Annotated in this window: 27 protein-coding genes and 5 pseudogenes; 5 read left to right on the top strand and 27 right to left on the bottom strand. The window is 44.1% G+C overall.

What is annotated here, in order from left to right; genetic code table 11:
- Nucleotides 1–152 precede the first annotated feature (152 nt).
- The 9 genes from BV455_RS10660 to BV455_RS10620 all read right to left on the bottom strand — a co-directional run bounded on the left by BV455_RS10660 (nucleotide 153) and on the right by BV455_RS10620 (nucleotide 6698).
- Nucleotides 153–539 carry a DUF8042 domain-containing protein gene (locus BV455_RS10660; protein ID WP_218687189.1) on the bottom strand — a complete coding sequence of 129 codons (387 nt, stop codon included), beginning with the start codon at nucleotides 537–539 and terminating at the stop codon, nucleotides 153–155.
- Between the two features lie 11 nt (nucleotides 540–550).
- Nucleotides 551–904 (bottom strand): flagellar protein FliT, encoded by a 354-nt coding sequence (locus BV455_RS10655; protein WP_218687188.1) that lies wholly within the window; start codon nucleotides 902–904, stop codon nucleotides 551–553.
- Nucleotides 904–1305 carry a flagellar export chaperone FliS gene (gene fliS, locus BV455_RS10650; RefSeq protein WP_218687187.1) on the bottom strand — a complete coding sequence of 134 codons (402 nt, stop codon included), beginning with the start codon at nucleotides 1303–1305 and terminating at the stop codon, nucleotides 904–906. The genes BV455_RS10655 and fliS (BV455_RS10650) overlap by 1 nt, the downstream gene beginning before the upstream one ends.
- Before the next feature lie 89 nt (nucleotides 1306–1394).
- Nucleotides 1395–2960 carry a flagellar hook-associated protein 2 gene (locus BV455_RS10645; RefSeq protein WP_218687186.1) on the bottom strand — a complete coding sequence of 522 codons (1566 nt, stop codon included), beginning with the start codon at nucleotides 2958–2960 and terminating at the stop codon, nucleotides 1395–1397.
- Between the two features lie 15 nt (nucleotides 2961–2975).
- Nucleotides 2976–3335, bottom strand: a complete 360-nt coding sequence (gene flaG / locus BV455_RS10640; RefSeq protein ID WP_218687185.1) for a flagellar protein FlaG — start codon at nucleotides 3333–3335, stop codon at nucleotides 2976–2978.
- Nucleotides 3336–3569: 234 nt separating this feature from the next.
- Entirely contained in the window at nucleotides 3570–3944 is a 375-nt protein-coding gene (locus BV455_RS10635) for a hypothetical protein (protein WP_061578816.1), read from the bottom strand.
- Entirely contained in the window at nucleotides 3928–4515 is a 588-nt protein-coding gene (locus BV455_RS10630) for a hypothetical protein (RefSeq protein ID WP_061578817.1), read from the bottom strand. Before BV455_RS10630 ends, BV455_RS10635 begins: the two co-directional genes overlap by 17 nt.
- Nucleotides 4512–4859 carry a hypothetical protein gene (locus tag BV455_RS10625; protein ID WP_061578818.1) on the bottom strand — a complete coding sequence of 116 codons (348 nt, stop codon included), beginning with the start codon at nucleotides 4857–4859 and terminating at the stop codon, nucleotides 4512–4514. The genes BV455_RS10630 and BV455_RS10625 overlap by 4 nt, the downstream gene beginning before the upstream one ends.
- A gap of 231 nt (nucleotides 4860–5090) precedes the next feature.
- Nucleotides 5091–6698 (bottom strand): DUF4046 domain-containing protein, encoded by a 1608-nt coding sequence (locus tag BV455_RS10620; protein WP_218687184.1) that lies wholly within the window; start codon nucleotides 6696–6698, stop codon nucleotides 5091–5093.
- 376 nt (nucleotides 6699–7074) lie between these two features.
- Between BV455_RS10620 and BV455_RS10615 the strand changes: the two are divergent.
- The 3 genes and pseudogenes from BV455_RS10615 to BV455_RS10605 all read left to right on the top strand — a co-directional run bounded on the left by BV455_RS10615 (nucleotide 7075) and on the right by BV455_RS10605 (nucleotide 9821).
- Nucleotides 7075–7637 (top strand): annotated as a pseudogene (locus tag BV455_RS10615) (DUF6431 domain-containing protein).
- Between the two features lie 142 nt (nucleotides 7638–7779).
- Nucleotides 7780–9028, top strand: a pseudogene (locus BV455_RS10610) (IS481 family transposase).
- Entirely contained in the window at nucleotides 9021–9821 is an 801-nt protein-coding gene (locus BV455_RS10605; RefSeq protein WP_218687183.1) for an ExeA family protein, read from the top strand. The pseudogene BV455_RS10610 and the gene BV455_RS10605 overlap by 8 nt, the downstream one beginning before the upstream one ends.
- A 184-nt stretch (nucleotides 9822–10005) precedes the next feature.
- Here BV455_RS10605 and BV455_RS10600 read toward each other — a convergent pair.
- Nucleotides 10006–10212 (bottom strand): annotated as a pseudogene (locus BV455_RS10600) (transposase); the annotation flags it as partial.
- A gap of 112 nt (nucleotides 10213–10324) precedes the next feature.
- On the bottom strand, nucleotides 10325–11143 hold the full coding sequence (locus BV455_RS10595) for a hypothetical protein (RefSeq protein WP_218687182.1): 819 nt from the start codon (nucleotides 11141–11143) through the stop codon (nucleotides 10325–10327).
- Nucleotides 11144–11401: 258 nt separating this feature from the next.
- Between BV455_RS10595 and BV455_RS10590 the strand changes: the two are divergent.
- Together BV455_RS10590 and BV455_RS10585 are read left to right on the top strand one after the other, a co-directional pair.
- Nucleotides 11402–12284, top strand: a pseudogene (locus BV455_RS10590) (transposase).
- 306 nt (nucleotides 12285–12590) lie between these two features.
- Complete coding sequence (locus tag BV455_RS10585) at nucleotides 12591–13439, top strand: DNA endonuclease (RefSeq protein WP_218687181.1); 849 nt, start codon at nucleotides 12591–12593, stop codon at nucleotides 13437–13439.
- Between the two features lie 441 nt (nucleotides 13440–13880).
- On the opposite strand, the pseudogene BV455_RS10580 reads toward BV455_RS10585, so the two are convergent.
- From BV455_RS10580 to fliS (BV455_RS10505), 16 genes and pseudogenes are all read right to left on the bottom strand, one after another.
- Nucleotides 13881–13997: pseudogene (locus BV455_RS10580) on the bottom strand (flagellin); the annotation flags it as partial.
- Between the two features lie 345 nt (nucleotides 13998–14342).
- Nucleotides 14343–15974, bottom strand: coding sequence for a flagellin N-terminal helical domain-containing protein (locus BV455_RS20805; protein ID WP_342393753.1), 1632 nt, complete (start codon nucleotides 15972–15974; stop codon nucleotides 14343–14345).
- 154 nt (nucleotides 15975–16128) lie between these two features.
- Nucleotides 16129–16314 carry a hypothetical protein gene (locus BV455_RS10565; RefSeq protein ID WP_218687180.1) on the bottom strand — a complete coding sequence of 62 codons (186 nt, stop codon included), beginning with the start codon at nucleotides 16312–16314 and terminating at the stop codon, nucleotides 16129–16131.
- The gene (csrA, locus tag BV455_RS10560; RefSeq protein WP_218687179.1) at nucleotides 16311–16559 is read right to left on the bottom strand and encodes a carbon storage regulator CsrA; all 249 of its coding nucleotides are present in this window, start codon (nucleotides 16557–16559) and stop codon (nucleotides 16311–16313) included. Before csrA ends, BV455_RS10565 begins: the two co-directional genes overlap by 4 nt.
- 14 nt (nucleotides 16560–16573) lie before the next feature.
- Nucleotides 16574–17008, bottom strand: a complete 435-nt coding sequence (fliW, locus tag BV455_RS10555; protein ID WP_218687178.1) for a flagellar assembly protein FliW — start codon at nucleotides 17006–17008, stop codon at nucleotides 16574–16576.
- Nucleotides 17009–17030: 22 nt separating this feature from the next.
- On the bottom strand, nucleotides 17031–17585 hold the full coding sequence (locus tag BV455_RS10550; RefSeq protein ID WP_218688039.1) for a DUF6470 family protein: 555 nt from the start codon (nucleotides 17583–17585) through the stop codon (nucleotides 17031–17033).
- A gap of 84 nt (nucleotides 17586–17669) precedes the next feature.
- Nucleotides 17670–18575 carry a flagellar hook-associated protein FlgL gene (flgL, locus tag BV455_RS10545; protein ID WP_218687177.1) on the bottom strand — a complete coding sequence of 302 codons (906 nt, stop codon included), beginning with the start codon at nucleotides 18573–18575 and terminating at the stop codon, nucleotides 17670–17672.
- A 10-nt stretch (nucleotides 18576–18585) separates the two neighbouring features.
- On the bottom strand, nucleotides 18586–20205 hold the full coding sequence (flgK, locus tag BV455_RS10540; RefSeq protein WP_218687176.1) for a flagellar hook-associated protein FlgK: 1620 nt from the start codon (nucleotides 20203–20205) through the stop codon (nucleotides 18586–18588).
- Nucleotides 20206–20426: 221 nt separating this feature from the next.
- Complete coding sequence (locus BV455_RS20935) at nucleotides 20427–21086, bottom strand: IS200/IS605 family accessory protein TnpB-related protein (RefSeq protein WP_409991342.1); 660 nt, start codon at nucleotides 21084–21086, stop codon at nucleotides 20427–20429.
- Nucleotides 21022–21921, bottom strand: coding sequence for a hypothetical protein (locus tag BV455_RS20930; protein ID WP_409991343.1), 900 nt, complete (start codon nucleotides 21919–21921; stop codon nucleotides 21022–21024). The genes BV455_RS20935 and BV455_RS20930 overlap by 65 nt, the downstream gene beginning before the upstream one ends.
- A 218-nt stretch (nucleotides 21922–22139) precedes the next feature.
- Nucleotides 22140–22616 carry a flagellar protein FlgN gene (locus BV455_RS10530; RefSeq protein WP_235605537.1) on the bottom strand — a complete coding sequence of 159 codons (477 nt, stop codon included), beginning with the start codon at nucleotides 22614–22616 and terminating at the stop codon, nucleotides 22140–22142.
- Between the two features lie 14 nt (nucleotides 22617–22630).
- Nucleotides 22631–22894 carry a flagellar biosynthesis anti-sigma factor FlgM gene (gene flgM, locus BV455_RS10525; protein WP_061579099.1) on the bottom strand — a complete coding sequence of 88 codons (264 nt, stop codon included), beginning with the start codon at nucleotides 22892–22894 and terminating at the stop codon, nucleotides 22631–22633.
- Nucleotides 22895–22968: 74 nt separating this feature from the next.
- Nucleotides 22969–23379, bottom strand: coding sequence for a TIGR03826 family flagellar region protein (locus BV455_RS10520; protein ID WP_061579100.1), 411 nt, complete (start codon nucleotides 23377–23379; stop codon nucleotides 22969–22971).
- 20 nt (nucleotides 23380–23399) lie between these two features.
- The gene (locus tag BV455_RS10515; protein ID WP_061579101.1) at nucleotides 23400–23837 is read right to left on the bottom strand and encodes a YaaR family protein; all 438 of its coding nucleotides are present in this window, start codon (nucleotides 23835–23837) and stop codon (nucleotides 23400–23402) included.
- Between the two features lie 88 nt (nucleotides 23838–23925).
- Nucleotides 23926–24753 (bottom strand): flagellin N-terminal helical domain-containing protein, encoded by an 828-nt coding sequence (locus tag BV455_RS10510; RefSeq protein ID WP_061579102.1) that lies wholly within the window; start codon nucleotides 24751–24753, stop codon nucleotides 23926–23928.
- Between the two features lie 20 nt (nucleotides 24754–24773).
- Nucleotides 24774–25202 carry a flagellar export chaperone FliS gene (fliS, locus tag BV455_RS10505; protein ID WP_061579103.1) on the bottom strand — a complete coding sequence of 143 codons (429 nt, stop codon included), beginning with the start codon at nucleotides 25200–25202 and terminating at the stop codon, nucleotides 24774–24776.
- Between the last annotated feature and the right edge of the window lie 9 nt (nucleotides 25203–25211).

Below are 25211 nucleotides of genomic sequence, written 5' to 3'. Positions count from 1 at the left end.
CTTTAAATTAAACTATGGTTTCTATATTCTACAATACCCATAAAACCCCTGCCTGAATCGGAAAAATGTTTTTTTGAAAATTTTGTGAAAGGGCAAAGAAAAGAATAAAAGAAATAAAAACACCAGGCCCCACGCCATGGAGCCCGGTGTTTTCATTGCTCCACATACCGTTTTAACAGCTGGGTGGTGGTCATCTTCCACGCTTGAAACGCGGGGGAAAGATGCTGCTCGATAATACGCTGCTTGATGTTCGTATCGCCAAGATTTCCATCTAATTGATACGCTTCTTCCAGCACATCGGAAAACAGCCGCAAGTGATAGACGATGTCCGTTTCCTCAGCAAACAGCTGGCATAAATGGACGTTCGTCTTGCCAATCTGGGCAAACGCCGCAAAAATATCGGCTAGCACAACATCCCCTTGCGTCCGCTCGTAATTGACAAAGCTTTCTTCGACATAGGCAAACCCTTCCTCGATCGTATCAAGAAGCTCCACGTATTTTTGCACCATTTCAATTTGCGGAGTCGTTAACACAGTCATCTTATCACAACCTATCGTTTTTTATCGTAAAACATTCCGTCCATTACCAAAGAATGCTCATATGGATGGATGTAATGATGATTCGCTATTTTCTTCTGACGCATCATTGCTAAATCGTGCTGAATTTGCCGCTTGATCGCCTGCAAGTGTTCTTCAATCTCCCGATTCCATGCAACAATTTGCCGCCCAAGCCGCTGTTCTTCCTCGCTATACGGCGGGCGAAGCTCGGCCATGAGCTTTTCCCGCTCGGCAAGCAGCCGCTCGATGGCGGCGATCTTTTCGTCGCGCGCTTCCGCTGTTATCGGCATAGCGACAAGGTCCCGAAGCCCTTTTGTCACCGCCCATATCTCGCGAACGACTCTCATTACGCCTGCCCGCCTTGCGCGTACTGCCGCTGCCGGTTGATTTGGATTACTTGCTTCCACGTATCGCGAAACTCGGTCACATACCCTTCGACTTCATCCAAAATCGCCGCATCGTTTTTCACGTTCGCCTCGACAAGGCGGCGGTAAATGTAATCGTACATCGTCATCATCGACTTCGCTACGTCATATTCCATATTCAGCGTCACCATCAGCTCGCGAATAATGTTTTGCACCTTGATCAAGTTTTCGTTCCTTGCGGGAATATTGTTTTCTTCGATTGCCTTGCGCGCCAGTTTAATAAACTTTAAGCAGCCGTTATACAGCATCAGCGTCAGCTCTCCTGGCGACGCTGTCTGCACGGCGTTCATCTGATAGTTTTGATACGGATTGTTCATGGTCATCTCGGTCACTCCTTTTTCGGTCATGATGGAATCACACGCTTCAAGAAGCGAGGCATTATGCAGCGCAAGCATTCATCCAGCTTTTTTCGTTATCCCTGCATTCCCCCGCCAAAGGCGTTCATTAAGTACATGCTTTGCTGATTGGCGCGCTGGATCGCTTCCTCCATCGCCGTAAACTGTCGCCAATAGCGGTCCTCGACTTCTTTGAGATGGTCTTCAAAACGTTTAATTTGGTCGTTTATATCATTTAAATCACGGCCAATCGCAAACTGCTGGTTCGTCCAAATCGTTTTTCCCGCCTTCTGCTCGATTTTGCCGATCGTATCTTTAATCGTATCTCTTAACCGGCGGGCAATGCCTTTTTCGGAGTAATTGGTGCTATCATTATTAAATAAGCGATAAACCGCATCCGGATTTTCTTGAATTTTCTCGCGAAGCTTCGTTTCGTCAATAATGAGTTTGCCGCCATCCAGATAGTTAGGAGAGGTAGTAATGCCGATTTCCGCAAGCTGGGAAAACCCGCTCGTAATATTAGAGCCTTCTACTTTCGTATAAAGGTCCATCCGCATCTTGCTTAAACCGCTTGACAAAATCGAATCGCCGCGCAGCATCCCGCTCCGCGCTTTTTCTTCCCAAAGCTCGATTTGCTTGTCCGTCATCGCTTGCTTTTGTTCATCGGTAAGCGGCGGATAATCGCGGTAGCGTTCTTCTTTCAGCTCGGCGTTGATTTTGTCGATGGTTTCGTTGTATTTGTCGACGAATGCTTTAATGGAATTGAAAATCGCATCCGTATCGGTGGCGGTAGAAATCGTCACCTTGTCTGCGGTTGTATTTTTGAGCGTATAAGTCATGCCGTTGATCGTAAACGTGTTCGTCGTACGTTCTGTCTCTAGCCCGTTAATTGTAAATTTTGCGTTTGTCCCTGAACCAGGGTCTTGCTGAAGCATGTTGGTGCCGCTATCGATCGCAAAACCAAGCGCCTTAAGCAGGTCGCCGCCAGATACGACTTCAATAGACGCCCCGCTTCCTGTCTCATTTTTCGTCATGACCATTTTTTTCGTAAACTCATCATAAAACACGCTGACTCCTAGATTCGTGTTTTGATTCAGCTTTGTAATAATGGAATTTAAACTGTCATTTTGCGGATCAATCGAAATGTCTACCGTTTCCGCTGTCGTGCTTCCCGGCTTTGTCACATTTAATGTTAACGTAATAGGACTGGTAAATTGAAAATTTCCTCCACCAGTCGTAAACGTTACATCTTGTAACTTTGCGTTTGGATCGACGCTGCCGCTAGTCGTAGTAATCGTTGCTGACGTCCAACGTGCCGCCGACGCCAACTGAGTAATATTTCCAATTTCGACGGTTTGGTTCGCTGTCACACTCGTCGCAACAGCGGTCACTACACTTTCGTCCGAACTCGTCACCGTTTTTTTCATAAAAGTGCTTTGACGATAGATTCCATCGAAAACAAGCGTATCAAGATCTTGCAGTAATTTGTTCATCTCGCGGTAATCATCGCGCTGCCATTCTAATATTTGTTTCTTTTGCTTTAACTTATCCAGCGGCATCCGTTCCGCTTTCATTAAATCGCTGACGATTTGGTCGATATCCATGCCGCTTGCCAAACCGCCAATGCGCATGTTGCTTGCCAATTTCACTCACCACCGTTAAATTTTTTTATCGACAATCAAACCGACAAATTCCATCATCGCCGCGTACATATCCAACAGCTTTTTCGGCGGAATTTCGCGAATCACTTCATGTGTCTGTTCATCAACAATTTGCACGTAATACTCCTTCAGCTCGTCATGCAGCTCAAACTTAATGGATGTATGGCTTGGCTGCAAGAATTCGTTTAAGCCTTTTACGACTTCTTCCAGTTTTTCTTTCGGGAGGTCTTGCTGCGGTGTTTCTAAAGTGCTGGCTTGGTTCTGTTTTTGCGATTCTATCACACTGGTTTCCTTTTCATTGCGAATACGTTCATAGAAAGAAGATAGAGAATGTGAAGAAACCCGTTCCACCGACATAAACGCCCGCTCCTTTGCATGGATACTATCTATGTTTTATATCGGATGGCGGGAGGGGATTGTGAAGGGGACAACGATGAAATTTTCTGCATGATAAGGTGATAGACATGTTCCATACTATTTCCTCATGTGTCTGCACATTAACCAGCAAGTGGAAACATAATGGGCTACGGATATTATATAAATAGGGAAGTAAGTTAAAAAGTAAAAGCCCCGATCTATTACGGGGCGTATTCACACATGATAAACCACTATACAGTTCAATGCCAATTTTCTTGCCTTAGCACTCGACAAAAGGACTTTGCTTTGAGAATCGTGTATTTCAGAATGATATTTATTATTCCTAGACGGACAATAAACCAAATGAGTGCCTATATCCATGCAAAATCCTGCATTGACATATACTACACCTTTTAGTTTATCATCGCCAAACCTGTTTTTAAAAGTGGAAATAATGGAGTCTACTGTTCTCCCGCCATCTCGATCTACAGAAACACCCCTTTTATCCTTAAATAAGGCAGAGGATGGACGATTGTTTTCATCATCCCATACAATACTAGGAAATACAGCTCTAAATAATTTTTCACTCGGTTCAATATTTGGATTCATAAAACTCAGCAATTTTTTTGTTAATCAGCTCTATATTGTATGGGATGAATTTCTCGCTTTCCCGTCCATCTTCATATAGAATGAATATTTTTACTCCATCAATAAAGAGTTCGAATTCTAAATAATCTCCATTTTCGTTTTCAAACTCCAGCTGAATACTATCCCTTGCTGTTGGAAATATCTTTGGTTGTTTAATAATTTTATTTATAACTCCAAAAGCCTTTGCGATTAATTCAGATGAAAAAGGGGCAGCGCCGTTTCCATTCCAATCTGCATCAAGTTTACTGATAATCTTCAGCTTTTCAATGTTTTGTGCTTTTCTCATGTTTTCATGGATAAAAGGGGTTATTCTTCGTACAGAATATTCACCTGCATTCAACATTTTTAAGGATTTATAAATTTGTGTCGCATTTTCTTTAAATAATCCAAATTCTTTGAATCTGTTTACTACATCCGCTTCTGAATTATATATTTTTGTGACAAATTTGCCGATACTAACAGATTTTTGTATAGGTATGTTAAAGTATTCACCTACCCCACCATATGAAGAGGGAGTTATATTTAATATCATGACTTCGCCCCCTCATTTCTTATTTGCTCTAACATAATAATATGTTCACGAAGCCATTCATGGAATATTTTAGCTGATTCTAGATTCATGACAATGCCCGTTGAAACGTATCGAATAATGTTTTCATTGTGATTGGACGGTTTTACCTCGATTTCACCCGTTGGCTGTCCTTTTTCATCAAATTTATAAATTTCCTCGTATGGGAGGGGTCTACGTTCAAAATAAAAATTAATCACAATTTCCCCTTGGGGAGATATACCACCATGTGCCCCATTAACATATACAGGATTGTAATCATCAGCAAACACATATTTGAAATTTACCGTTTTCTTACTGCTACTCATAGGTAAAAACCTCCGATAACAAAAAATATTGTTGACTTAATTATGGCATATAGGAGATAACATATACAAGAACTTTCCAAAGTGTGAATGAATCAATATGAAAGCGATTTCTATAAATTGCAAGGTAATTCCTTTCCTCAGCACATCGACACAATTGACCGTGTTCACCAAAGCTTCTGCTTCACCTTCCAATATTTTCCTTGTTTTAGAATGATCATTGCATCATCTCCTTCAGTAACAATGGGAGCAATGAACATGAAGCTGTATCCCATTACTAATCAAAAGGGACACAATTTTGCGAAACCCTTTTTCCCGAAAATCATCAGGCATGATCGCAATCAACGTATAATCGGCGAGCGAATGGTAAAACTGCATTTTTCGGCCTGCCTTCTCCGTATACCACTTGTGACGCGTCGAACTATATAGTCCGAAATACTCGACAATCCACTTTCTGTCGTTTTGCTCGATCACCCAGTCAGGGATGTATACTTCGTCATATTCGTGGTTCACAAAACGACATCCTTCTCTTTCCACTTTCCCATCAACGACCGCGCGAATCAAAAAGTTATGGATTTCTAGTTCTTCTTTTGAATCGCACAATTGTCCGTCTACGCCTACAAGCAAGCGAAACTCCTCGGGGGAAAACGTGTATTCCGGATAGGATTCCATAATCCAACGGTAAAATTTGCTGTCGTAATGGCGATCGACCATGCTGATAAACCGCGGGAAATGCTTGCGAAAATACGCCCGGTTTAACCGCGGCAACTCCTCGCGGCCGATCCCCCGCTTGGCACAAAACGTCCGCAGCGCCTGCACCCGGTTTTGCGGAGAATGCCAATGTTGGTTCGGCACACGCTGAAACTCTGTCACATCATACTTACCCGGAAACACCGCCTCTATAATCTCAATCGGCGAACCGTGATATTCATGCAACAAACCTGTCAACCCTTCCTCCACCAGCCGCTGTTTCGTCATAAAGCGCGGGACATCCTGCTCGGCTACTTTCTCCCTGTTAATCAAATCCATAATCTCCCGTTTCACATTGTCAATATCTTTCCAGTAGCCATTTGGTTTGGTACGAAAATCATCGAGTGAAAACTGATTGGGGAAAAGGTATTGTATAAACTCTAGAGGCGAATTACGGTGATGTTTTAAAGCCGCACTAAAACGATGCTTCATCAGCATTTGCAGCGTCACTTTCTTCGGCACGTCTTCAAACCGAATCTTTTCCTGACGAAGCATGTCCATAAATTGCTCTTTTAAAAATTCGCGGTTCGTTGCATAACCTTGAGGAATTTTTTTAAAATCCGTTTCTTTAAAACGGCCAGGGTATAGGGCATTCATGAAGCGGTATGGAGAATGGCCGTGTCGCTTCAAAGGGTTGGAAAATCCCCACTCAACGAGCAAATCGTAATTCACCTTTCGCGGTATCTCCGCAATCCTTATTCCTTCCCTGCGCAAATGCCATTCTAATCGATCACGTATATTTTGAATATTGTTCCAGTAATTAACCGGCACCCGACTGAAATCAAATTCATTGTATCGGCCAAGATATACAAATTGAATTAATTTACGAATAGATTTAAAACGGTTTAAAGCTCCCCAAAGCTTCTGTTCCTTTATGACGGCTCGGTTGATCTTAGGGATTTGTTCCTTTTTCAAGCCAAGATGCACTTCTAATGCATAACGAACAATAATAATCACATTTTCGTCTTTTTCCCATGTACCTGAAGGAAGTGCCTTTCTTTTTCCGCTGATGAGCTCCTTATAGAGGTTCACAACTGGTAATTGTGACAACTCGGAGTGTCTAACACTTCTATAGTAATCTGGATAATCCATATGATCACCTCTACGTTTATTATAACATAAATACAAACATATGTTCTATAAAATTTAAAGAAATAGAGCCTACTAATCAGTAGACTCCTCGTTTTCGCTATTAAAACTCGAAATCATGATAGTGATGATGGATTCGTTTTCCTACTTGGCACTTGCTTTATCCGCTAAATTTCTTAACTCTTGTTTAATGTACCCAGCATTCTTACAATATTTTTCCCATTCTGTTGTAAATTTTCACTTTATTTCCGCTCAAAAAAGACTCTTTTTTGCACATTCCTTCGGAATATCCCTCTCCTCTTTTCCGAAAGAATGTGCTAAATTTTTTGTGAATTATTTCGGAATGGGGCATGGTTGATTTTCAGAGGGGGACGAGGGCGTGATTCGGTTTCATGACTTTCAGGTCGATGTCCAGACATATGCCCAGCGGGGAAAACAAAACGACTTTCCCCTTCTTAAGCGTTGCCCTCATTGCCAGGCCAAACGACCTCTTTATCGCCATGGGTACTACGAACGAAATGCCGTGACGCCGCATCAGTCTTATCGCATTTGGATCGCTCGGTATCGCTGCCCGGAGTGCTGGGGGACGGTGACTGTGTTGCCTTCATTTCTTCTCCCCTATTTTCAGTACACGTTGCCCACCATATGGAAAGTGATGAAAGAACGGTTGGGTTTGGCTCTGAAGCGGGGATGGGGGAGGTTTCACTCTTTCCTACAGAAGAAGGGGTTTTATTTTATGTCCGACGTTTATTCCGAAATTTGAATCACCTCCATTGGTTTTTTGCGGAACGGTGGAGGAAAATTGGCCCTGCCATCGTCCAAGCGAGAGAACGAGCCCTATGGTGGGTTCAGGCCATCGAGAAGCTTGGCCTCTTTTCCGTCATCCAAGAAATATGGGAGCACCGATCGACACATCTTTTTGCACGTATATTCAGTTCCTAATTTTACTTATATTCCCTTACATGGAATCATTTATAGATTCCACAAACCTTTCATCTCGACGGTCGGAGGAATGATCCGATAGGATAGAGACAGGATGGACCGATAAGGTCCTAGAATGGGATGAAGGAAGGAGGAGATCTAAATGGATGAGTCGATGAGACAGGAGATCGCTTTATTTCGGTATGGATTGATCGCTCCATTGGTGAATGGACAAGTCGATCCCAAAACGTACCTGAAGGAAGTAGCGGAACGGATCCATCCAGTTCCCCACCATGGAGAGAAACGCATCGCTGCCAAAACGATTCTCGACTGGTGCACGCAGTACAAAAAAGGAGGCTTTGAGGCGCTGAAGCCGAAACGACGGTCGGACCGTGGCCATTCCCGGAGGCTGTCACCCGAAGACGAAGATCACATTTTGTCCCTAAGAAAAAAAATATCCCCACATGCCCGTGACGGTGTTTTACCAACACCTTATCGAGCAGGGGGAAATCCAATCCATCTCTTATTTCACTATATACCGACTTTTAAAAAAATACAACCTTGTGGGGAAAGAAATTTTACCCATTCCTGAACGAAAACGATTCGCGTACGATCAGGTCAATGAGCTCTGGCAAGGGGATTTGTCCCATGGCCCGTTGATTCGCGTGAATGGCAAAACGCAAAAAACATTTTTGATTGCCTACATCGATGACTGCTCGCAGGTCGTGCCGTACGCTCAGTTTTTCTCTTCCGAGAAATTTGACGGGTTGCGGATCGTGACCAAAGAAGCGCTGCTTCGATATGGGAAGCCAAAACGAATTTATTCGGACAACGGCAAGATTTATCGGGCGGAACCCTTGCAGTACGCCTGCGCGGAGTTAGGGATCACTTTGATCCATACCCAGCCGTACGACCCGCAAAGCAAAGGAAAAATCGAACGATTTTTCCGCACCGTACAGACGCGGTTTTATCCGTTGCTCAAGATGAATCCACCGAAGTCGCTCGAAGAGCTAAACGAGCGATTTTGGAAGTGGTTGGAGAAAGATTACCATCGAAAACCGCATGCCTCGTTGAACGGGAAGACGCCACATGAGGTGTTTCAATCACAAGTGCATTTGGTGTCGTTCGTCGAGGATTCCGATTGGCTCGACGCGATCTTTTTGAAACGCGAATATCGTAAAGTGAAGGCAGATGGTACGATCACGTTGAACAAGCAGCTGTATGAAGTGCCGCCCCGGTTCATCGGACAATCGATCGAACTCCGTTATGATGAACAAGGCGTGTATGTGTACGAAGACGGCCAACGGGTCGCCGAAGCGGTCCTTGTCCGCCTCGAGGACAATGCCTATGTGAAACGCCATCGGTCACCGTTTGCGACGGTTCCGGTAGAGGGAGGTGAAAACGATGTATAAAACATTTTATTCCCTCTCCCGGGAGCCGTTTTCGAAGGAAACGAATCCACCAGAGGCTTATCGAGGAGCCTCGTATCAAGAGGCCCTCGCCGCTTTGGATTACGTGAAACGAACGAGAGGGATCGGTCTTTTGATTGGCGAACCTGGAGCCGGCAAGACATTCGCCCTTCGGGCGTTTAAGGAATCCCTGAATCCGTCACTGTATCACGTCGTTTATTTTCCACTGTCAACGGGAAGCGTGATGGACTTTTATTGCGGGCTTGCCTTCGGACTCGGGGAAGAGCCGAAGTACCGCAAGGTCGACTTGTTTCATCAGATCCAACAAGGGATCGAGCGCTTGTATCATGAACAGCGGGTAACGTCAGTATTCATCCTCGATGAAATGCATTTAGCGAAGGATGCCTTTCTGCAGGATATCACGATCCTGTTCAACTTTCACATGGACTCAACGAATCCGTTTGTCTTGATTTTGGCGGGGTTGCCCCATTTACAGACGCGGCTTCGTTTGAATCACCATCGCCCACTCCATCAGCGGATCATCATGCGATACCGGATGGGGCCGCTGGCCAAGGAAGAGGTGGCTCGGTATATCGAACACCGCCTGAAGCAGGCCGGGGCTAAACACACGATATTCACCCCGGCCGCCTTGGAAGCCATCGCCCTGCAGTCCCAAGGGTGGCCGCGGATCATCAACACGTTGGCCACTACCTGCCTGTTATACGGTTATCAGTTGAAAAAAGACGCCATTGACGAAGAAATCGTGCGAATGGCAGCGGAGGAAATGGGATACTGACATGGAAGGGGGCGACCGGCCCCTTCCGTGTTCCATCCTCATCTCGATGGATCATCTGAAATAATGTGCAAACGTTCGGAAATAATCTGCAAAATTCGGGATAATTCGCAAATATTTTGCACATTATTTCCGAATTCGTCCGAAATAATTTGCAAAAGGGATTCTGAAACAATGTGCTAATTTACACCAAAAGCCCTTCAATACGACCATATTGTGTATCTAGATTTCGTTGATAGTAGCCGTTTCTCATATTGGATGTTTCCGCCCGTTCGATTTCGAGGAAATGTTTGATTTCTTCCCGCATGATCAGTTCTAATTTTTCTTTCACAAACTGACGAATAACACTTTCCAGTTGATTTGCCCAGTCGACATTCGATATACTTTTAGACATGGGTAGGGTTCTCCTTTCTCTGGAATGTGTTGTGGTCCAAATCAGAGAATACCCTACCTTTTTTCTTTTGATCTAGTAAAATGCTTTACACAAAATTTTATACATCATCAAACTACTCGTCATGATATAATTCAAATTCAATATTTTCTTTAAAGTTAGAGGTAAAATTATCTATAATTGTTGCTGAGTACACAAATGGTGGTAATCGTTTCGTCCCAAGATTATTTTTTAGAAAATCTATTGTAAATTTAATTTTCGATAAAGCATTTTTATCTGGTTTTCCAGAATATTTAGTAAAACATTGCTCCACTTCTGTAAAGGAAGATATATACATACCTATAAATTGTGGCCAATTAATTACTATATGTTTCTGAAACTCTATTTCATTTCTATCTTTGCCTTTGATAGGAACATCTGTTTCACAAACTAGCTTTTTTGTTAACAAAAATTGTAACAATTCCTTTTCCTCTGAATTATCGAAGCATGACGAATCAATAACTATACCAGACCATTCCTGTGCAGATTCTAATTTTACTGCTCGAATAATGGACTTACCAACAATAATAGGAGGATTCGAAAATAATGAATCTTTCACTAACGCTCCCCTCAAAGGAAAACCCTTCAAAAGTGATTTTGCCATGAATATATTTAGCGTTCTTACCATTTTCTCTAATGAGTGTATCTTATTATCATTTGAATAAAGAATTATTGAATCAGAAAATTGATAAAAAGAAATTTCTTTGCTTTGTACTTTAGGAAATTTATTTTGACTAATATCGATACTTGTACTTTTTTCATTAATAGCCACAGCTAAAGCGCTATTAAAATTAATTAATAATTGAGCACCTAAAGCTTTGGGATCATTAAAGTTATTTACAATATTTTTAAATCCAAGAATATCGATAAATGCGACATATCGAGTATCATTCATTTATAATCTCCTTCCCTATCAATTTTGGCATTCTTTTCTGTGAAAATAACGGATCCATGAACGGTTATTTTCATGCTGGGTGGCGAGCAAAACTTGCTCATGGACGTTTTTTACTAAATTTTTTATTAAATTTCTCAATTTCTTTATGATTAAGAACATGTTGCAAAACGCATAGATGCATAAATGCACATAAAAAATCCACCACCTTGGAAATCATATACAGTGACCAAAACCAACTACCAAGGGGTGGACACTATCATGATTTCCAATTTGAGCAGCCAACATGCATGGACTTATGAAATTGATCCAATTTTAGAAGCATTATTTCGGTATATTGACTCGCTATCATTGCCAGAAACACCGTATGTGACAGGAAGACCGCCGGTGTCGAAAAAATCTTTATTGAAATGTTTCTTTTTGAAAACCTATTTTTCCATTGATTCCTTGCGAAAATTAGTACGTATTCTGCAGCGTTTTCGCTGTTTTCAACGGGCTTGTGGGCTTGATGAAGTCCCACATCTATCTACGTTTTCCCGTGCGGCAAAGTGGTTTCGGGAACAGGGATTTCCTGTTTTTCACGCACAGCTGCTCCAAGATCTAGAAGTACGGTATCCCCAAATCGTGCTGATCGACAGCACGGCCCTTCGAAGCAGTCTTTACGATTCACAGGCAAAGTGGGGAGTGTCCACCCGATACCACTGGTTTAAAAGATATAAACTCCATCTCTGCACCACTACCGAGGGAATCATCTTATCTCACGTGTTGACCACAGCGAATCGAAATAATGCGGCAGTGGCACCAGAATTGCTTGCTTCTTTGGGGCAATGGGATATTGAGTTCATGTTAGGGGATGCCGCGTATGACAGCGAAAAGATTCGACAAACTGCTGAGCAAGCAGGGATCTCCCCCCATCAACCGCCGCAATAGCAAGGAACGAAAAGATGCCTATGGCCGGGTTCTCCCTGTCTTTTTGAAAACGAGGTTTGGTCAATGGCTGTTTAGGCTTTGCCGCGAGATTGAACGGGTATTTAATGCGTTAAAAAGTGACGGGGTGGAACAGCCACGATGGTATGGATTTCATCGATATTTACTGCATGTGTTATGTTGCATCCTTATGCATAACTTCGAGTTTTTACTCTAGTTTTGCAACACCATCCTTATTGTAAATAGTCATCAATTAATTTGTAAAATATTCTTATTTTTAGTTACTGATAAATAGTAGCTATCCCCATAGACATTTTAGAGCAATCTTATTATATTCGTAAATTTTTTAAAAATTGCTCGACTTTCCTTAAAAAATCTATCATTCCGTTACACATAGCTTATATAACGACTAAAACGCTACTCCATAAAATTAGTCAAAATGCCATCTAAACCTTTCAAAAACATGTGGGATACATTATAATAAATATATATCGAACATACGTTCCATAAAGAGGTGAAATAAATGCACGATTTCTTACAGTTAACTCCCGTACAGCAAAACATCTTGATTGCCAGCATTATTGGCGATGGAGAAATTACAAAACTCTATAAAAATAGTAGAAGGAAAAATCATAGTTATCGGGAACATTTCGGCATCGATCAAGAGAAATATCGAAGATGGAAAGTTTCATTTTTTAACGACCTTTTATATATTACACGTAAAAGTCAATGCGTCCGTTCACCATCACTGCCATTGTTTACAAAGTTATATCCTCATTTTTATCACGATGACGGTTCTAAGCACATACCGCTTTCCTTGTTACCATATTGTACGCTGCCGCATTTTCTTTCCGTTTTGTATATGGACGATGGCTCACTCTGCATTTCTTCCCAAGTAAATCGGCGAAAGAAACGTATTTATTTAACTCCTCATATTTATCTCTACTTGCAATGTTACCCACCCCACGAACTGCAACAATTACAGAACCACATTTTTACTCATTTTGGCATTACGTTTCGCTTAAGCAAACACCCCGATGGTCAAGGCAATATTTTAAAAACGACATCAGTCAAAGATACATTTCTTTTCTTAGACACTATCGTCCCTGTCACCTATACCTGTCCGTCAATGTATTATAAAACTAACTGGAACGAGCGATTCAACATAGAAAAGCAGAAATGGAAAAATAGATTTCCTGATTTTGAATTGTTGACAAGCAACTCCGAGCGCGTGAAACCGTATTCCACTGAAGAAATACGGCTACTGAAAAAAATGAAGCAAGAAGGAGCTACGATTCAAGAAATCGCCGACTCGTTGCAAAGAAGCTATTGGTCCGTTGTGTATAAATGGAGAGAGATAAAAAATAAATAAGGTGTTCATGAAAAAGAGACCCTAGGTAACCTAAGGTCTCTTTGCGTTTCGTTATGATTAACGAAGCAATTGCAATACTGCTTGTGGTTGTTGGTTGGCTTGCCATGCCGCAACGTCTTTCGACCGTTGTGTAGACTATCTCTTCACCCTCAGCTTCACCTGTTAGGGGCTGGGCACTTCGGTTCGGCGATCTTGCCTCCCCTACGGACTTCATCACCATAGCATTTTGCCTTAGGTGGTATGTCCTAGTCGTTGAACCTTCTCCACCCTTTCGGGACAGGAGCTTGGCTGCTGATTGCCCATTGTTACATCTTTCCTTTTTTCCAGCCGTCACGCCTGCCGTTTCCAGCTACGTTGTGGCAAGGAAAGCTTTAGGGCTTCCCAGCAATTCACCCAGTGATCCTCTTAGCCGTTTCCAGCTAAGACGCCCTTCCAATCAAATTACCGAAGCAGTTGCAACACCGCTTGCGGAATTTGACTAGATTGAGCCAACATTGCTTGTGCTGCTTGTGTTAGGATATTGTTCTTTGTGAACTCCATCATTTCTTTGGCCATCGTGCCACCCTCACTTTCGTGACGGGACAAGACTACATCTTCACCCTCAGCTTCACCTGTTAGGGGCCGGGCGCTTCAGATGATACAGGACGATGGAGGAATCCTGTTCACCCTACGGACTTCATCGCCATAGCTTCTCGCCTTAGGCGGTATGCCCTAGTCGTTGAACCTTCTCCACCCTTTCAGGACAGGAGCTTGGCTGCTGGTTGCCCAATCCTTTGACTTTTCTAGCCATCACGCTTGCCGTTTCCAGCTACGTTGTGGCGCCAAAGGCTCTAAGGGGTTTCCAGCAATTCACCCGGTGATAATCCTAGCCGTTTCCAGCTAGGACGACTGTGCCTGTCGCCATTAAGCGGCTAAGGCATAATCTACGTCGCGGATGCGGGATTCTGCTGCTGTTAAATTCTCAGCTGCAGTTCCAAGGTTATTGATAGTGTGCTCTAAACGATTTTGGTATGCACCAAGTTGTGAACGTTGAGCAGAAACTTTTTGAATAGCATTGTCTAAGACCTTGATTGCTGCAGATGCAGTTTCAAAAGTAGATACATCTAACGCATACTCTGTACCAACGCTGTCAGTACCGTTTGTAGCACCTTTAACGGTTGTAAATTTCGCACCATCTACTGTACCTTGGTTTCCGCCTGCAACTGTTCCTGAAATACCTAATGCTTGCGCACGCATATCTTCGATTTGGATTTCAAAACTTTGACCTTGGTTTGCGCCAATTTGGAACCGTTGAGTATAAGTTCCACCAACTTCAGAAGAACCTGCAGCTACTGAACCTAAAATTTTATCTAAGTTATCTCCTGAAATTCTTAATGAAGGCTGTACCCCATCTCCTACGTCAGAAGTAAACGCAGTAGAATCCGTTGTAAAAGTAAATTTACCGCCAGTAACTGCTGCTACTACTGCTCCATCTTCAAAAGTTGCATCAAAAGCAGCATTGAACGCATTTACCAAATCTGATAATTGTGTACCTGTAAAATCATTTGCAATTGTTACAGTTGCTGTTCTACCATTCACTTCAACTGTAAACGATTTACCTGCCCAATCTGATGCATTAATAGAGTCAGTAAGTGCAACTGTTTTTGAACCCGTAATTACTGCTTCAATTTGGTCAGTTCCATCAGCAGTAATATCTACAGCTGCTGTTGTATCAGAAATTCCTATTAATTGTCCAAAACCTGTATTACTGTTTGACGTTTGGAGTTGAATAGTTTGACCTGTACCAGCAGTTTTATTTGTAATTGTAAAAATCCCTGAGTCAGAGATAGAAATTGTAGCAACATCTCCAAGTTTACTATTACTACTATCAACCATATAGTTGCTTAAAATATTGATTAAATCATCTTTAGTTTTGCCTGTACCGTTTCCCCAAAGCACTTTCATAGTGTCTTGCGAAATGGAATAAGTTGAACCGCCTATAATAACAGAAAGTGTTTCTGTACCGCCTGAGGTAAAATCAGCTGTTAAATCTATCGCCTGTAATCCCCTAATTTGTGCACCTGTAGCAGCTACTCCCTTTGCATCAGTAGTACCTGCACTAATCCCATTTGCAGATGCTCCACCATCTAATAGTTTCTGAGTGTTAAACTCAGTTGTATTACCAATACGGTTAATTTCAGAAGTCAATTGGTTAATTTCTTTTTGAATTTCAGCACGGTCAGAATCTGTATTAGTACCGTTAGCAGCTTGTGTTGCAAGCTCTTTCATACGTTGAAGAATCGCATGCGTTTCGTTCAAAGCTCCCTCCGCCGTCTGAATGAGCGAGATTGCGTCCTGGGAATTTCGAGAAGCTTGCTCTAAACCACGAATTTGCCCGCGCATTTTCTCAGAAATCGCAAGACCAGCTGCATCGTCACCAGCGCGGTTGATGCGAAGACCAGAAGATAATTTCTCCATTGATTTGGATGCAGCGTTCGTACCAGCAGTTAATTGGCGATACGTATTCAACGCCGCAATGTTGTGGTTAATTCTCATATTCTTCCCTTCCTCCTTGAAATTTTTTCTTCCACATCCTTGTGGAATGATGATTTGCGGATAGGAAGAAAGTCGGCCGCCTTTCTTCGCTATGCCGCGTTCATTTTTTATATCGGTTTGTTTTTTGGAAGTTTAATAGGTTGGCACAAATTTTTTAGATTTTGATGTCGAGAAATTGGGAAAATGGCGAAGGCTGCTGGATTTCTTTGATGATATGGGCTGGGTCGTCTTTATGTTTGTTAATGATTTCGTTTAAGGCTTGTTCGGCAATGGCCTTATTATCTTGCACAATGCGGGCGACAATGCCTTGAACTGGCACTCCGCCGATGCTAACGCTCATGCTTGTTTCCCCCCTTTCCAGTGTTTCAATTGCTCGTTCAACCGCTCCAGCGATGTTTTCGAGGCGAGGGAGGCGGCGCTGTTTTCAGCTTGGATGGCGAGATAGACTTCTTTCCGATGAATTTCGACATGTTTCGGTGCAGTGATACCAAGTTTCACTTGATCGCCTTGGATGGCAAGGATGGTGATTTCGATGTCATCGCCGATTTGAATCGCTTCTTTTAGTTTGCGCGTGAGTACAAGCATGTTTGCCGCCTCCTTTATTTCGCCACTTTTTCGGGAAAGAGGCGATGTTTTGTTTTGTAGTTGGTGTTGGTTAAAATGACTTGTTTGCCGAGGCGCTTGTTTACGTTAATGACAATCGGCGCCTGCAAGTTCGCCGTCGTGTCATCGAACGGATCGGCGACGGTTAAAATGACGTATAAGGCCACGTCTTGCTCGCCAGTAATTTGCAACTGCTCGAGCGTGTTGTCATCAAGCTCGATTTCGTACGTTGGAAAATACAAAAACGGCTCAATTAGAACAAAACCAAGCACGGGTGTGTTCACCGATTGTAAAATAACAAACGGCGTGTCTTCGAGCGGCAATAAGACAAACTGTTTTTCCTCTAAAAATCCTGGAATTCCTTGTTCAAAACGAACGATGTCCTTCTCTTGAATTTCGATGTCTCCATGATATTTTGTCGCGATTTTCATTTGTTCATCCCTCGATTCGTATTTACGTGACAACGTCGATACGCAGCGAGTTGCGCTGCGCCAAATCGATGTGCACCGCTCCTTGTTTATAACGGATAATTGGCTGGTGCGGTTTTACGTCAATCATCGGCTTATGAATTTTCCAATCGATCATTAGCTTGCCCGGTTCGTAGTCGATTTTCACACTGAACGGCGACGGCACCAGGCCGACGTTAAACTCCAACGGCGGACCTTCGCTGTTTGCTTGTGCCTGCTCGGCAATCACGTCGCCGCCGTTTTCGATTTTCATCAGTTCGTCTCCCTGCGCAGAAACGGTCTCTACGTACGCCAGCCATGTTTCATATCCATCTTTTGCCGCATCCTCGATCAGCCGAAACACATGTTTTAAATTCATCTCTGCCCACGCCTGCGACTGGTCGATCGTCAGCCGCGGACGAATGACGTTGATCTCCAATTCTGGATGTGGCTGTTCGATCGTCACCTCAGCTGGCGGCTGGGTGATTTCCAGTTGCGCGGGTTCAGTCGAAATCGCCAATTTCGCGAATGTCGCTTCCATACGAAGCTGCGGAATGCGCATCAACAGCTCCTCCTTGACGAAACCGCCGCGTCATGGCGGGCGGAATCGGAACATGATAAGAAAAAAGCCAGCTAAAAAGCTAGCTTATCGCAAAAAGTCGACCAGCGTCGGCTGGATGATGCGCGCGCCGACCGCCAGCGCGGCGCGATGCACGCTTTCTTGCGTTTTTAAGTCGGTGATGACCTTTTCCATATCGACGTCTTCATTATCGGCCAGCATTTTTTCCGCAATGACTTGTTGGGAATCGATGCGGTCTTCCATTAATTCGATGCGGTTCATGCGTGCCCCTAACTCGGCGCGGACGCCTAGTAAGTTCGTAATATGCTGATCAATATAGCCAAGGTATTCGTTAATATCTTTTCCCGTCTTGGTCGGGTCGTCCAAATCGTTAGCAAGCGACTGCAAATCACTGAACAACCCTTTTCCTTTTTGTGAAGCGTCATAATGGAACACTTTCGTCGGATTGACGTTGACGGCAATATAAATGCCTTTCGCCAATTCGATTTTTACTTCTTCTGCATTGCTCGACGTGGTAATGGAGCCGTTCACCATTTGCACAGGCGGCTCGAGCGTGTTGGTGCCGTTAAAAATATATTTGTCGCCGACTTTCGTATTGGCGATCATCACCAACTGGTCGGTCAGCTGCTTAATTTCTTGCGAGATCGCTTGGCGCTGCGTCGCTTCGTACGTGTCATTGCTCGCCTGCACGACAAGTTCGCGAATGCGCTGCAACGCCTGTGTCGCTTTATCGAGCGCCGCATCCGAATTTTCAATCCAGTTGTACGCTTCGGAAAAGTTGCGTTTAAACTGCTCGACTTCCGTTAAATTCGTGCGATACGCGATTCCTTTCATCGCCACGACGGGGTCGTCCGATGGGCGGTTAATTTTCTTCCCTGTGGAAAGCTGTTCTTGATATTTTCCTAAGTTCGCATAGCTGGCGCTTAAATGTTTTAGCATATTATTTGCCAGCATGCTTTGTGTCACGCGCATGTTTTCTCACCTACCTTCCGACGATACCCATTCCGTTGATGATTTTATCGAGCATTTCATCGACGACGGTAATTTGCCGTGCCGCCGCGTTATAGGCGTGCTGGAATTTAATCATGTTCATCATTTCTTCATCAAGGGATACGGAACTCACTGATTGGCGGCGCTCCTCTACCGATTGGCGCAGGACGTCGCTATTGTTTTTCATTCGGTTCGCTTGTTCGCCATCAACGCCGAGTTTCCCGATCCAGCCTTGGTAATTCGTCTGGACCGTGCCAGAGGTTAACGGCAGATTAAGCGTGCTGATCTGGATCGTGTTGGCTGTACCAATTAAACTGACCGTATCCGCGGAAAGCGGCATGCCGCCGACATTAGCAAGGTTGATCGCATTGTTTCCGTTGCCTGGCTTATCCTTTTCCATAGATGCGGCGATGTTGGCAAGGTCGTTAATAATATCATCGGATAGATCGATCGTTTTTGCCGCACCTTTCACTTGGTCAAGCCCATCGAAAAAGGAAACACCCGTTTCGCCGTTGAGCCCGTATCCTTTTTCGTGAACGGCATTAAACAATTTGCCAAACGTATAAGCAAGCTTATCCAAGTTATTTAACATATCTGGATAAATGCCGGTCACGATTGGCTGATTGTTGCTGTCTTGCACGACGTAGCCATACGCTTCGATGAGCCCGCGCAGTTTGCCCATCGGAAACGTGGCTTGATTGTTGCTGGTAAAGGAAACGGACGTGCCGCCCGCTTGCAATATTGTCACTCCCGCAGCCGGGGGCATTTCCTGAATGTGGTCTTTGTCCCCGTCCACATCTTGACCATCTGGAAATGAAATGGATTGAAAATTCCCGCCTTGGACAAGATATACTTTTTCGTTTCCATTGAGGAAATAAATATCATACGTCCCTTCCGCCGTTGCTGGCGCGTTGCCGCCGGTTTGGTGTTTTTCGACTTGCACGTTAATCAGCTTGGAAAGCTCGTCGATCAGACGGTCGCGCTCATCATACAGATCATTTGGCAAATAGCCGTTCGGTTCGACGCTCGCAATTTGTTGGTTAAGTTCGCTAATTTGCTTGGCAAGCGAGTTGATTTGCGTCACCGTTACACCGATTTGCGTGCCAATGTCCGTTTGAATTTGCGATAGCGAGTTTGCTAAATAATGAAATGTTTCCACCACCGCAAGCCCGCGCTGGCGTACGACAGACCGCGCTCCTTCATTTTCAGGATTGACGCTTAAATCCTGCAACGCTTGCCAAAACTGATCCATCGTTTTCGCCAATCCGCTGTCCGACGGCTCATTCATAATGTCCTCCATCTTCGCGACCGCGTCCGCGCGCGCTTCCCAATAACCGAGCTTGTTGTTTTCCCCGCGATATTGTATGTCTAAAAAATATTCACGTACACGTTCAATGGATCCTGCGGTCACCCCTGTCCCCATTTGCCCAGGGATTTGCGGGCGATTCAGACCAGGGGCGGGAAATGGCTCCGTTGTCACAAAATTGACGCGCTGTCTTGTATATCCAGGCGTGTTCGCGTTCGCGACGTTATGCCCAGTCACATAAAGTGCGGCCTGCTGGGTCATCATGCCGCGCTTGGCGGCTTCTAGTCCGTGAAATGTCGAAAGCATCGTTCTCCTGGTTACTAAAATCTATAAAAATCGACTCATCGCGATGGAACCAGGAAACACCGCTTGCCGCTCGGATTCTAACCGAGTTCCATCGGGAAGGGAATTTCCCTTGTCATTCACCTGCTGTGAAAGACACCCCGTGGATCGCTGTTAGCGACGGCGCCTGCCGTGCACCATTCCTTCCATCGGTCAGTACACGACAACGATTTTAGTAACCAGGTTTACACCTCCCTCAGTTGAATTTGGTACTGGTTCAGCCAGCAGAATTTGTGCAGAATGTTCCATAATGACCATTCATGTTCCTCTTTGAAGTTCTCTATCTTTTTTAACATCATACCTAGATATTGTCGTTGTTTTGTTCCACTTTTTGATTGCTTGTAGGATTCTTCCATCGACCCTAACACAGCAACCAAATGGCGTTTCACTTTCGTTTTTATGGTGTCCATGAGTTCTTTTGGCAATCGTTCCTGATACCCTAATCCCCGTCTGCCAATCACCAAAGCGGCGCTTTCATGAACGGATAAACCGTATTTCTTCATATACTTAAAACGCCCGATGACACTTGTGTACGCCGGATTCACTTTTTTGACGCGAAACCCAAGCCGCATCCCCCGGCGAAGGATGGTGTCAGTCAGTTTTTTCTTTTTGAAATGGTGTGCCAAGCGATTGAATCGTTTGTCCGTATCGTGCCGCTGTCTGAGTTGGATGTTTTCGATGACCACTGCCCCAACATTCTCTTGAAGCAGCCAATCATATACATCTCGTACGGTTTCTCCAACGATGTTGTTTCGTTTATTCGCCCGCACATATTCGAGTTCATGACAGTAAAATACTTTCGATTGGATGAAGTTTCCTTGTTTCGAAACAATGCTTACGGCCATATACCTCTTCTTCATAGATGAGTTGGACATAATATTCCCCGTTTTTGCGTTGGATTTCGACGGTGTATGGTTGATATTCGATTATCGGCTTGCCTTTTGCGCTTACTCCGACTTGTTCTCCCATGACGACATCGATGATTTCCTCTTCATATTTTTCAGGAACAGACACAGGAAATCGTAAACGGGGAGCGTGTTTTCCTTCTTGTTGTCCAAGTGGATTCGCAATTTCTACATAACATTCATCAGTGTGATCGTCATACAGGAGGCGAATATTTAAATTTCCTTTTTTGCTTTTATCGCCTCTGGCGTACAACTGATTCGAGCGTAAGTCTTTCCATTCTTCGTTCGTAATTTTTCCTTTCAAGCGCTTGTAAAAGTTTTGTTTTCCGCCAAAAATCACACGTGGAATCGTCCCATGGTCGAGATGGTGCTTTAGCTCGGCTTCTTTCGCTTTGAGCTTCTCTAACCGTTGGTGCAATCCACCTAGACATGTTGGAAGATCGACGTTCTTCGGTGTTTTTCTTCCATGTTGGTACTCATCGATTTTCTTTTCGGTTTTTTCGATTTTCGCTTGCACATCCTCCAGCCTTATTGGAAGCAACTCACGTTGGAAAGAAATCAGCGATTGAGCAAGCAGGACCGCGTCTTCGGCATACCGTTTGTTGAGCCGAAATTGGCGCGGAAGGTGCTTGATGATGTCTTTTGCGTTCCTTCCCTCCAGCAAACGGTGGAACGCGTAGCGCTTCGCGGAACAAAAGACGCGCATCAACTCATCTAATGAACGAAGTTGTGATTCATCAGGAGAAACGATTTTCATCACTCGAACCGTTTTCATCCCCTTGCCTTCCCCCTTGTTTGAATCCTTAAGAACATATATTCGCTAAATCGTCTTCCTTTCCTTTTTACATGAGGGAAGGGGGAGATGATTTTTTATCCTAAGACCGGAGACGATGGAAAAGATGGAGAACATCCACCTCTTTACGTCCAATAACAGGAGATATTTACATGATTTCATCCATTTTTATAGATGTTTATCAAACTGCTTATACCTCCTTACGCCTTGGACTCAAAGATCGAACGGTTTGGCGGCGCTTCATATTCGTTCGCTTTATTGTAAGCAATCGGCTGGGCCGATGGCATCATGACATCGAGCATTGCGGTGACAAACTGCAAAGACTGCTCGAGCAGCTGCTTATTTAGCTCATTGACTTGCTTTAGTCGCGTAATCGCCTCGGTCAGCCGCCCGTGCCATTGGCGAAGTTGTTCCCGCTCCGTTTCATCAGCCAGCTCCAAACAGCGTGTGATTGTCACCGTTTCGTTTGGAAATGTTTTTTTCAGCCAGCCGATGCGCTGTTCTTCCAATTGCCGAATGGCGAAAATGTGTTTTTGTTCATCCTTCATTAACGTCGACAATGCATCGATATCGTTTTTTTTCAACGCTTCCGTTTTCCGCTCGGCAAGCTTGTATAAACTTTCGTGCAGCTTGACGTGCGCCTGCAAGATCGAAATAAGCTCCGCGAATCTCATCATCGTTCGCTCCATATTTATCGGTTTCGATAATACTGAATCATGCTTTTGGCGATTGCTTTTGGATCAATCGTATAGGTGCCGTTTTGCACTTGCTGCTTTAGCTTTTCCACTTTTTCCTGGCGCGCGCTCTCCCATTTGGCCGCTTCCTGCAGTTCTTTCGCCGCTTCGGAAATTTCAACCCGATCTTTTTTCCGTGCGGACGAAACTTGCCGCTCCACTTTATTGAACTGCCGCTCATACGGATTGACGTTCATCGGACCGACATGATGAACTTTCATCGCTTTCACCTCGCTTTTTCAAGCCAACGTTCTGCCTTTGCCTATTTTTTATATCGGAACAGGATCGTGAATGTTTAGCGTTCTTCCTCTTTTTGTGTATAATAAGTCGTAAATTTTGACCGCTCCCGCTGTTTTTCTTTCTCAAGCCAATTCAACTCTGTTTGCAGCTTCGTTCGGCATTTCGGGCAAAGATGCCCTTCGCGGATCATGGTGCCGCATGATTCACACGGATAGCCAAGATTCGGAAAAAGAACGAGCTGGATCCGCCCCATTTTAATCCACTTCGTGATCAGCGACTCGCTTACTCCCGTCGCTTCAACCACTTGCGCCATTGTCGCGGTGCGGTTTTCGCGTTTACGGAGAAACGAATATACTTTTTCAAACAATTTCTCTTCTTCCTTGTAACACTGGTCACACACGTCACGAATAGACGACTGCTTGACAAACAGCCGCCCGCATTTTGGGCAATTGGCAAGTTCCGCCACCGAATTCTCCCCCCTGCCGCTTATGTGTAAATGTTAATGATCAGCCCTTGAATTTCGCCGACAAGCCGCAAGATGTCCAAACTTTTTTGTTCTTTTTGCAGCACTTCATTCGTTAATTCAATTAATTTCCGATCTACTTCTTTAACAATTTTATAAATGCGCGCCCGCCCGCCGCGGCTGAATCCACGCTGTTCCTCGAGCTGCAGCCCGTTTTTGACGGCGTCATCCAAAAATTGTTTTACAAGCCGTTTATATTTTTTCAAGTCCTCGACCGTGCGCGATTCGGCGAGCTTTTTCCCTTGTTCTTCGATTTGCTGGACTTGTTGCTGCACGCGTTCCCAGACAATGTCATTCCGCTTTTTCGCCATCACTTCGGTAAATGACACCGATTCCATCGCCGCTTCTTCTTTACGGCCGACGTTCGATACGCTTGCCCTTGTTACTTTTTGCACTTCCATCGCGGTCACCCCTTGTTACCACCATTATCGCACAACTACAAAAAAAGGGCGAGGTCTTGTTGACCCACCCCTTCATCAACGAAGCGTATTAGCTTTTCAACAGTTGCAAAATTCCTTGCGGCAGCTGGTTCGATTGCGCGAGCATCGCCTGTGCTGCTTGGGTTAAGATGTTGTTTTTCGTAAACTCGGTCATCTCCATCGCCATGTCGGTATCGCGAATACGCGATTCCGCAGACGTTAAGTTTTCGTTTGCCGTTTTTAAGTTGTTAATGGTGTGTTCGAGGCGGTTTTGATAGGCACCCATCTTGGAGCGGGATTTAGAAACAGAAATAATTGCACTGTCTAATGTACTAATAGCGTTCTGCGCATTGGCAACATCTTTAATATTTAAAGTACTTATGTTTGTACCGTCTTCTCCAAGAGAATCTTTTAATTGCTTTTTCCACGACAATGTCAATGTTTGTCCATTATTCGCCCCGAGTTGAATATTGATCGTTTGATCAGCAGCAAGCACATTCGTTTTATTAAACTGAGTGTCTTTACCAATACGATCTATTTCTTCTATCAACTGTTGAAACTCACTGTCAAGAGCTTCACGGTCCGTATCTTGATTCGTACCATTCGATGCCTGCACCGCCAATTCCCGCATGCGCTGCAAAATGCTGTGAACTTCGTTTAAAGCCCCTTCCGCCGTTTGGATCAAGGAGATGGCGTCTAACGCATTGCGCTCCGCCATTTCCAACCCGCGGATTTGCGAACGCATTTTCTCAGAAATCGCGAGTCCCGCCGCATCGTCTGCCGCGCGGTTAATGCGCAAACCAGATGATAATCTTTCTAAGTTTTTAGAGATGCTTAATTGGTTTGCCGCTAAGTTGCGATAGGCGTTTAAAGCCTGAATATTATGATTGATTTTCATTTACTGCCTCTCCCTTTCTATTATTCTTCGTAAGCCGCAATAAATTGTTCATACACTGATACCTTTTTCATCCATGTCGAAGAAGGCTGGGCAGAAGTTTGTTTTTTCATCGCTTCATTCCAAGCATTGGCGATTTCCGTCGCAATCTTTAACACCGTTTCCATGATCAACACGTCTTTTTTTATGTTTGCTTCAATTAATTGTTCCGCCATATAGTTATATAGAGCGTCCAACTGGTGTGCGATAATTCCTGCATCATATTTCAAGCCGGCACCAAGGCGGTGTAAAATATCGTTTGCCTTCTGTAATCGTTTATTTGCCCGCGCATAATCTTTTTGTTGTGTATAGGTAATCGCTAATTGGATGCTATCTATTAATGCTTCATATAAAAGCGATGTTAACTGTTGCGGTGTTTTTTGATATACCAATTCTTCGGTAAGAAAATCCATTTTTCCCTC

The sequence above is a fragment of the Parageobacillus caldoxylosilyticus genome (assembly GCF_019272935.1).
GTDB lineage: Bacteria > Bacillota > Bacilli > Bacillales > Anoxybacillaceae > Saccharococcus > Saccharococcus caldoxylosilyticus.
This window is presented reverse-complemented; position numbering and strand designations above follow the sequence as displayed.

Bases quoted from the DNA above. Each gene is read 5' to 3' on its own strand.
- flgM (WP_061579099.1), bottom strand. From the start codon at position 22,894: ATGAAAGTTCATCATGTCGGTCCGATGAACGTCAATCCGTATGAGCGG.
- BV455_RS10630 (WP_061578817.1), bottom strand. From the start codon at position 4,515: ATGATATTAAATATAACTCCCTCTTCATATGGTGGGGTAGGTGAATAC.
- BV455_RS10625 (WP_061578818.1), bottom strand. From the start codon at position 4,859: ATGAGTAGCAGTAAGAAAACGGTAAATTTCAAATATGTGTTTGCTGAT.
- BV455_RS10550 (WP_218688039.1), bottom strand. From the start codon at position 17,585: ATGCGCATTCCGCAGCTTCGTATGGAAGCGACATTCGCGAAATTGGCG.
- fliS (WP_218687187.1), bottom strand. From the start codon at position 1,305: ATGACCATGAACAATCCGTATCAAAACTATCAGATGAACGCCGTGCAG.
- fliS (WP_061579103.1), bottom strand. From the start codon at position 25,202: ATGGATTTTCTTACCGAAGAATTGGTATATCAAAAAACACCGCAACAG.
- BV455_RS10530 (WP_235605537.1), bottom strand. From the start codon at position 22,616: ATGATGAGATTCGCGGAGCTTATTTCGATCTTGCAGGCGCACGTCAAG.
- csrA (WP_218687179.1), bottom strand. From the start codon at position 16,559: ATGCTTGTACTCACGCGCAAACTAAAAGAAGCGATTCAAATCGGCGAT.
- flgL (WP_218687177.1), bottom strand. From the start codon at position 18,575: ATGCGCGTGACACAAAGCATGCTGGCAAATAATATGCTAAAACATTTA.
- BV455_RS10605 (WP_218687183.1), top strand. From the start codon at position 9,021: ATGTATAAAACATTTTATTCCCTCTCCCGGGAGCCGTTTTCGAAGGAA.
- BV455_RS10660 (WP_218687189.1), bottom strand. From the start codon at position 539: ATGACTGTGTTAACGACTCCGCAAATTGAAATGGTGCAAAAATACGTG.
- BV455_RS10620 (WP_218687184.1), bottom strand. From the start codon at position 6,698: ATGGATTATCCAGATTACTATAGAAGTGTTAGACACTCCGAGTTGTCA.
- BV455_RS20805 (WP_342393753.1), bottom strand. From the start codon at position 15,974: ATGAGAATTAACCACAACATTGCGGCGTTGAATACGTATCGCCAATTA.
- BV455_RS20935 (WP_409991342.1), bottom strand. From the start codon at position 21,086: ATGGCCGTAAGCATTGTTTCGAAACAAGGAAACTTCATCCAATCGAAA.
- fliW (WP_218687178.1), bottom strand. From the start codon at position 17,008: ATGAAAATCGCGACAAAATATCATGGAGACATCGAAATTCAAGAGAAG.
- BV455_RS10515 (WP_061579101.1), bottom strand. From the start codon at position 23,837: ATGGAAGTGCAAAAAGTAACAAGGGCAAGCGTATCGAACGTCGGCCGT.
- flaG (WP_218687185.1), bottom strand. From the start codon at position 3,335: ATGTCGGTGGAACGGGTTTCTTCACATTCTCTATCTTCTTTCTATGAA.
- BV455_RS20930 (WP_409991343.1), bottom strand. From the start codon at position 21,921: ATGAAAACGGTTCGAGTGATGAAAATCGTTTCTCCTGATGAATCACAA.
- flgK (WP_218687176.1), bottom strand. From the start codon at position 20,205: ATGCTTTCGACATTTCACGGACTAGAAGCCGCCAAGCGCGGCATGATG.
- BV455_RS10565 (WP_218687180.1), bottom strand. From the start codon at position 16,314: ATGAGCGTTAGCATCGGCGGAGTGCCAGTTCAAGGCATTGTCGCCCGC.
- BV455_RS10510 (WP_061579102.1), bottom strand. From the start codon at position 24,753: ATGAAAATCAATCATAATATTCAGGCTTTAAACGCCTATCGCAACTTA.
- BV455_RS10635 (WP_061578816.1), bottom strand. From the start codon at position 3,944: ATGAATCCAAATATTGAACCGAGTGAAAAATTATTTAGAGCTGTATTT.
- BV455_RS10585 (WP_218687181.1), top strand. From the start codon at position 12,591: ATGCACGATTTCTTACAGTTAACTCCCGTACAGCAAAACATCTTGATT.
- BV455_RS10595 (WP_218687182.1), bottom strand. From the start codon at position 11,143: ATGAATGATACTCGATATGTCGCATTTATCGATATTCTTGGATTTAAA.
- BV455_RS10655 (WP_218687188.1), bottom strand. From the start codon at position 904: ATGAGAGTCGTTCGCGAGATATGGGCGGTGACAAAAGGGCTTCGGGAC.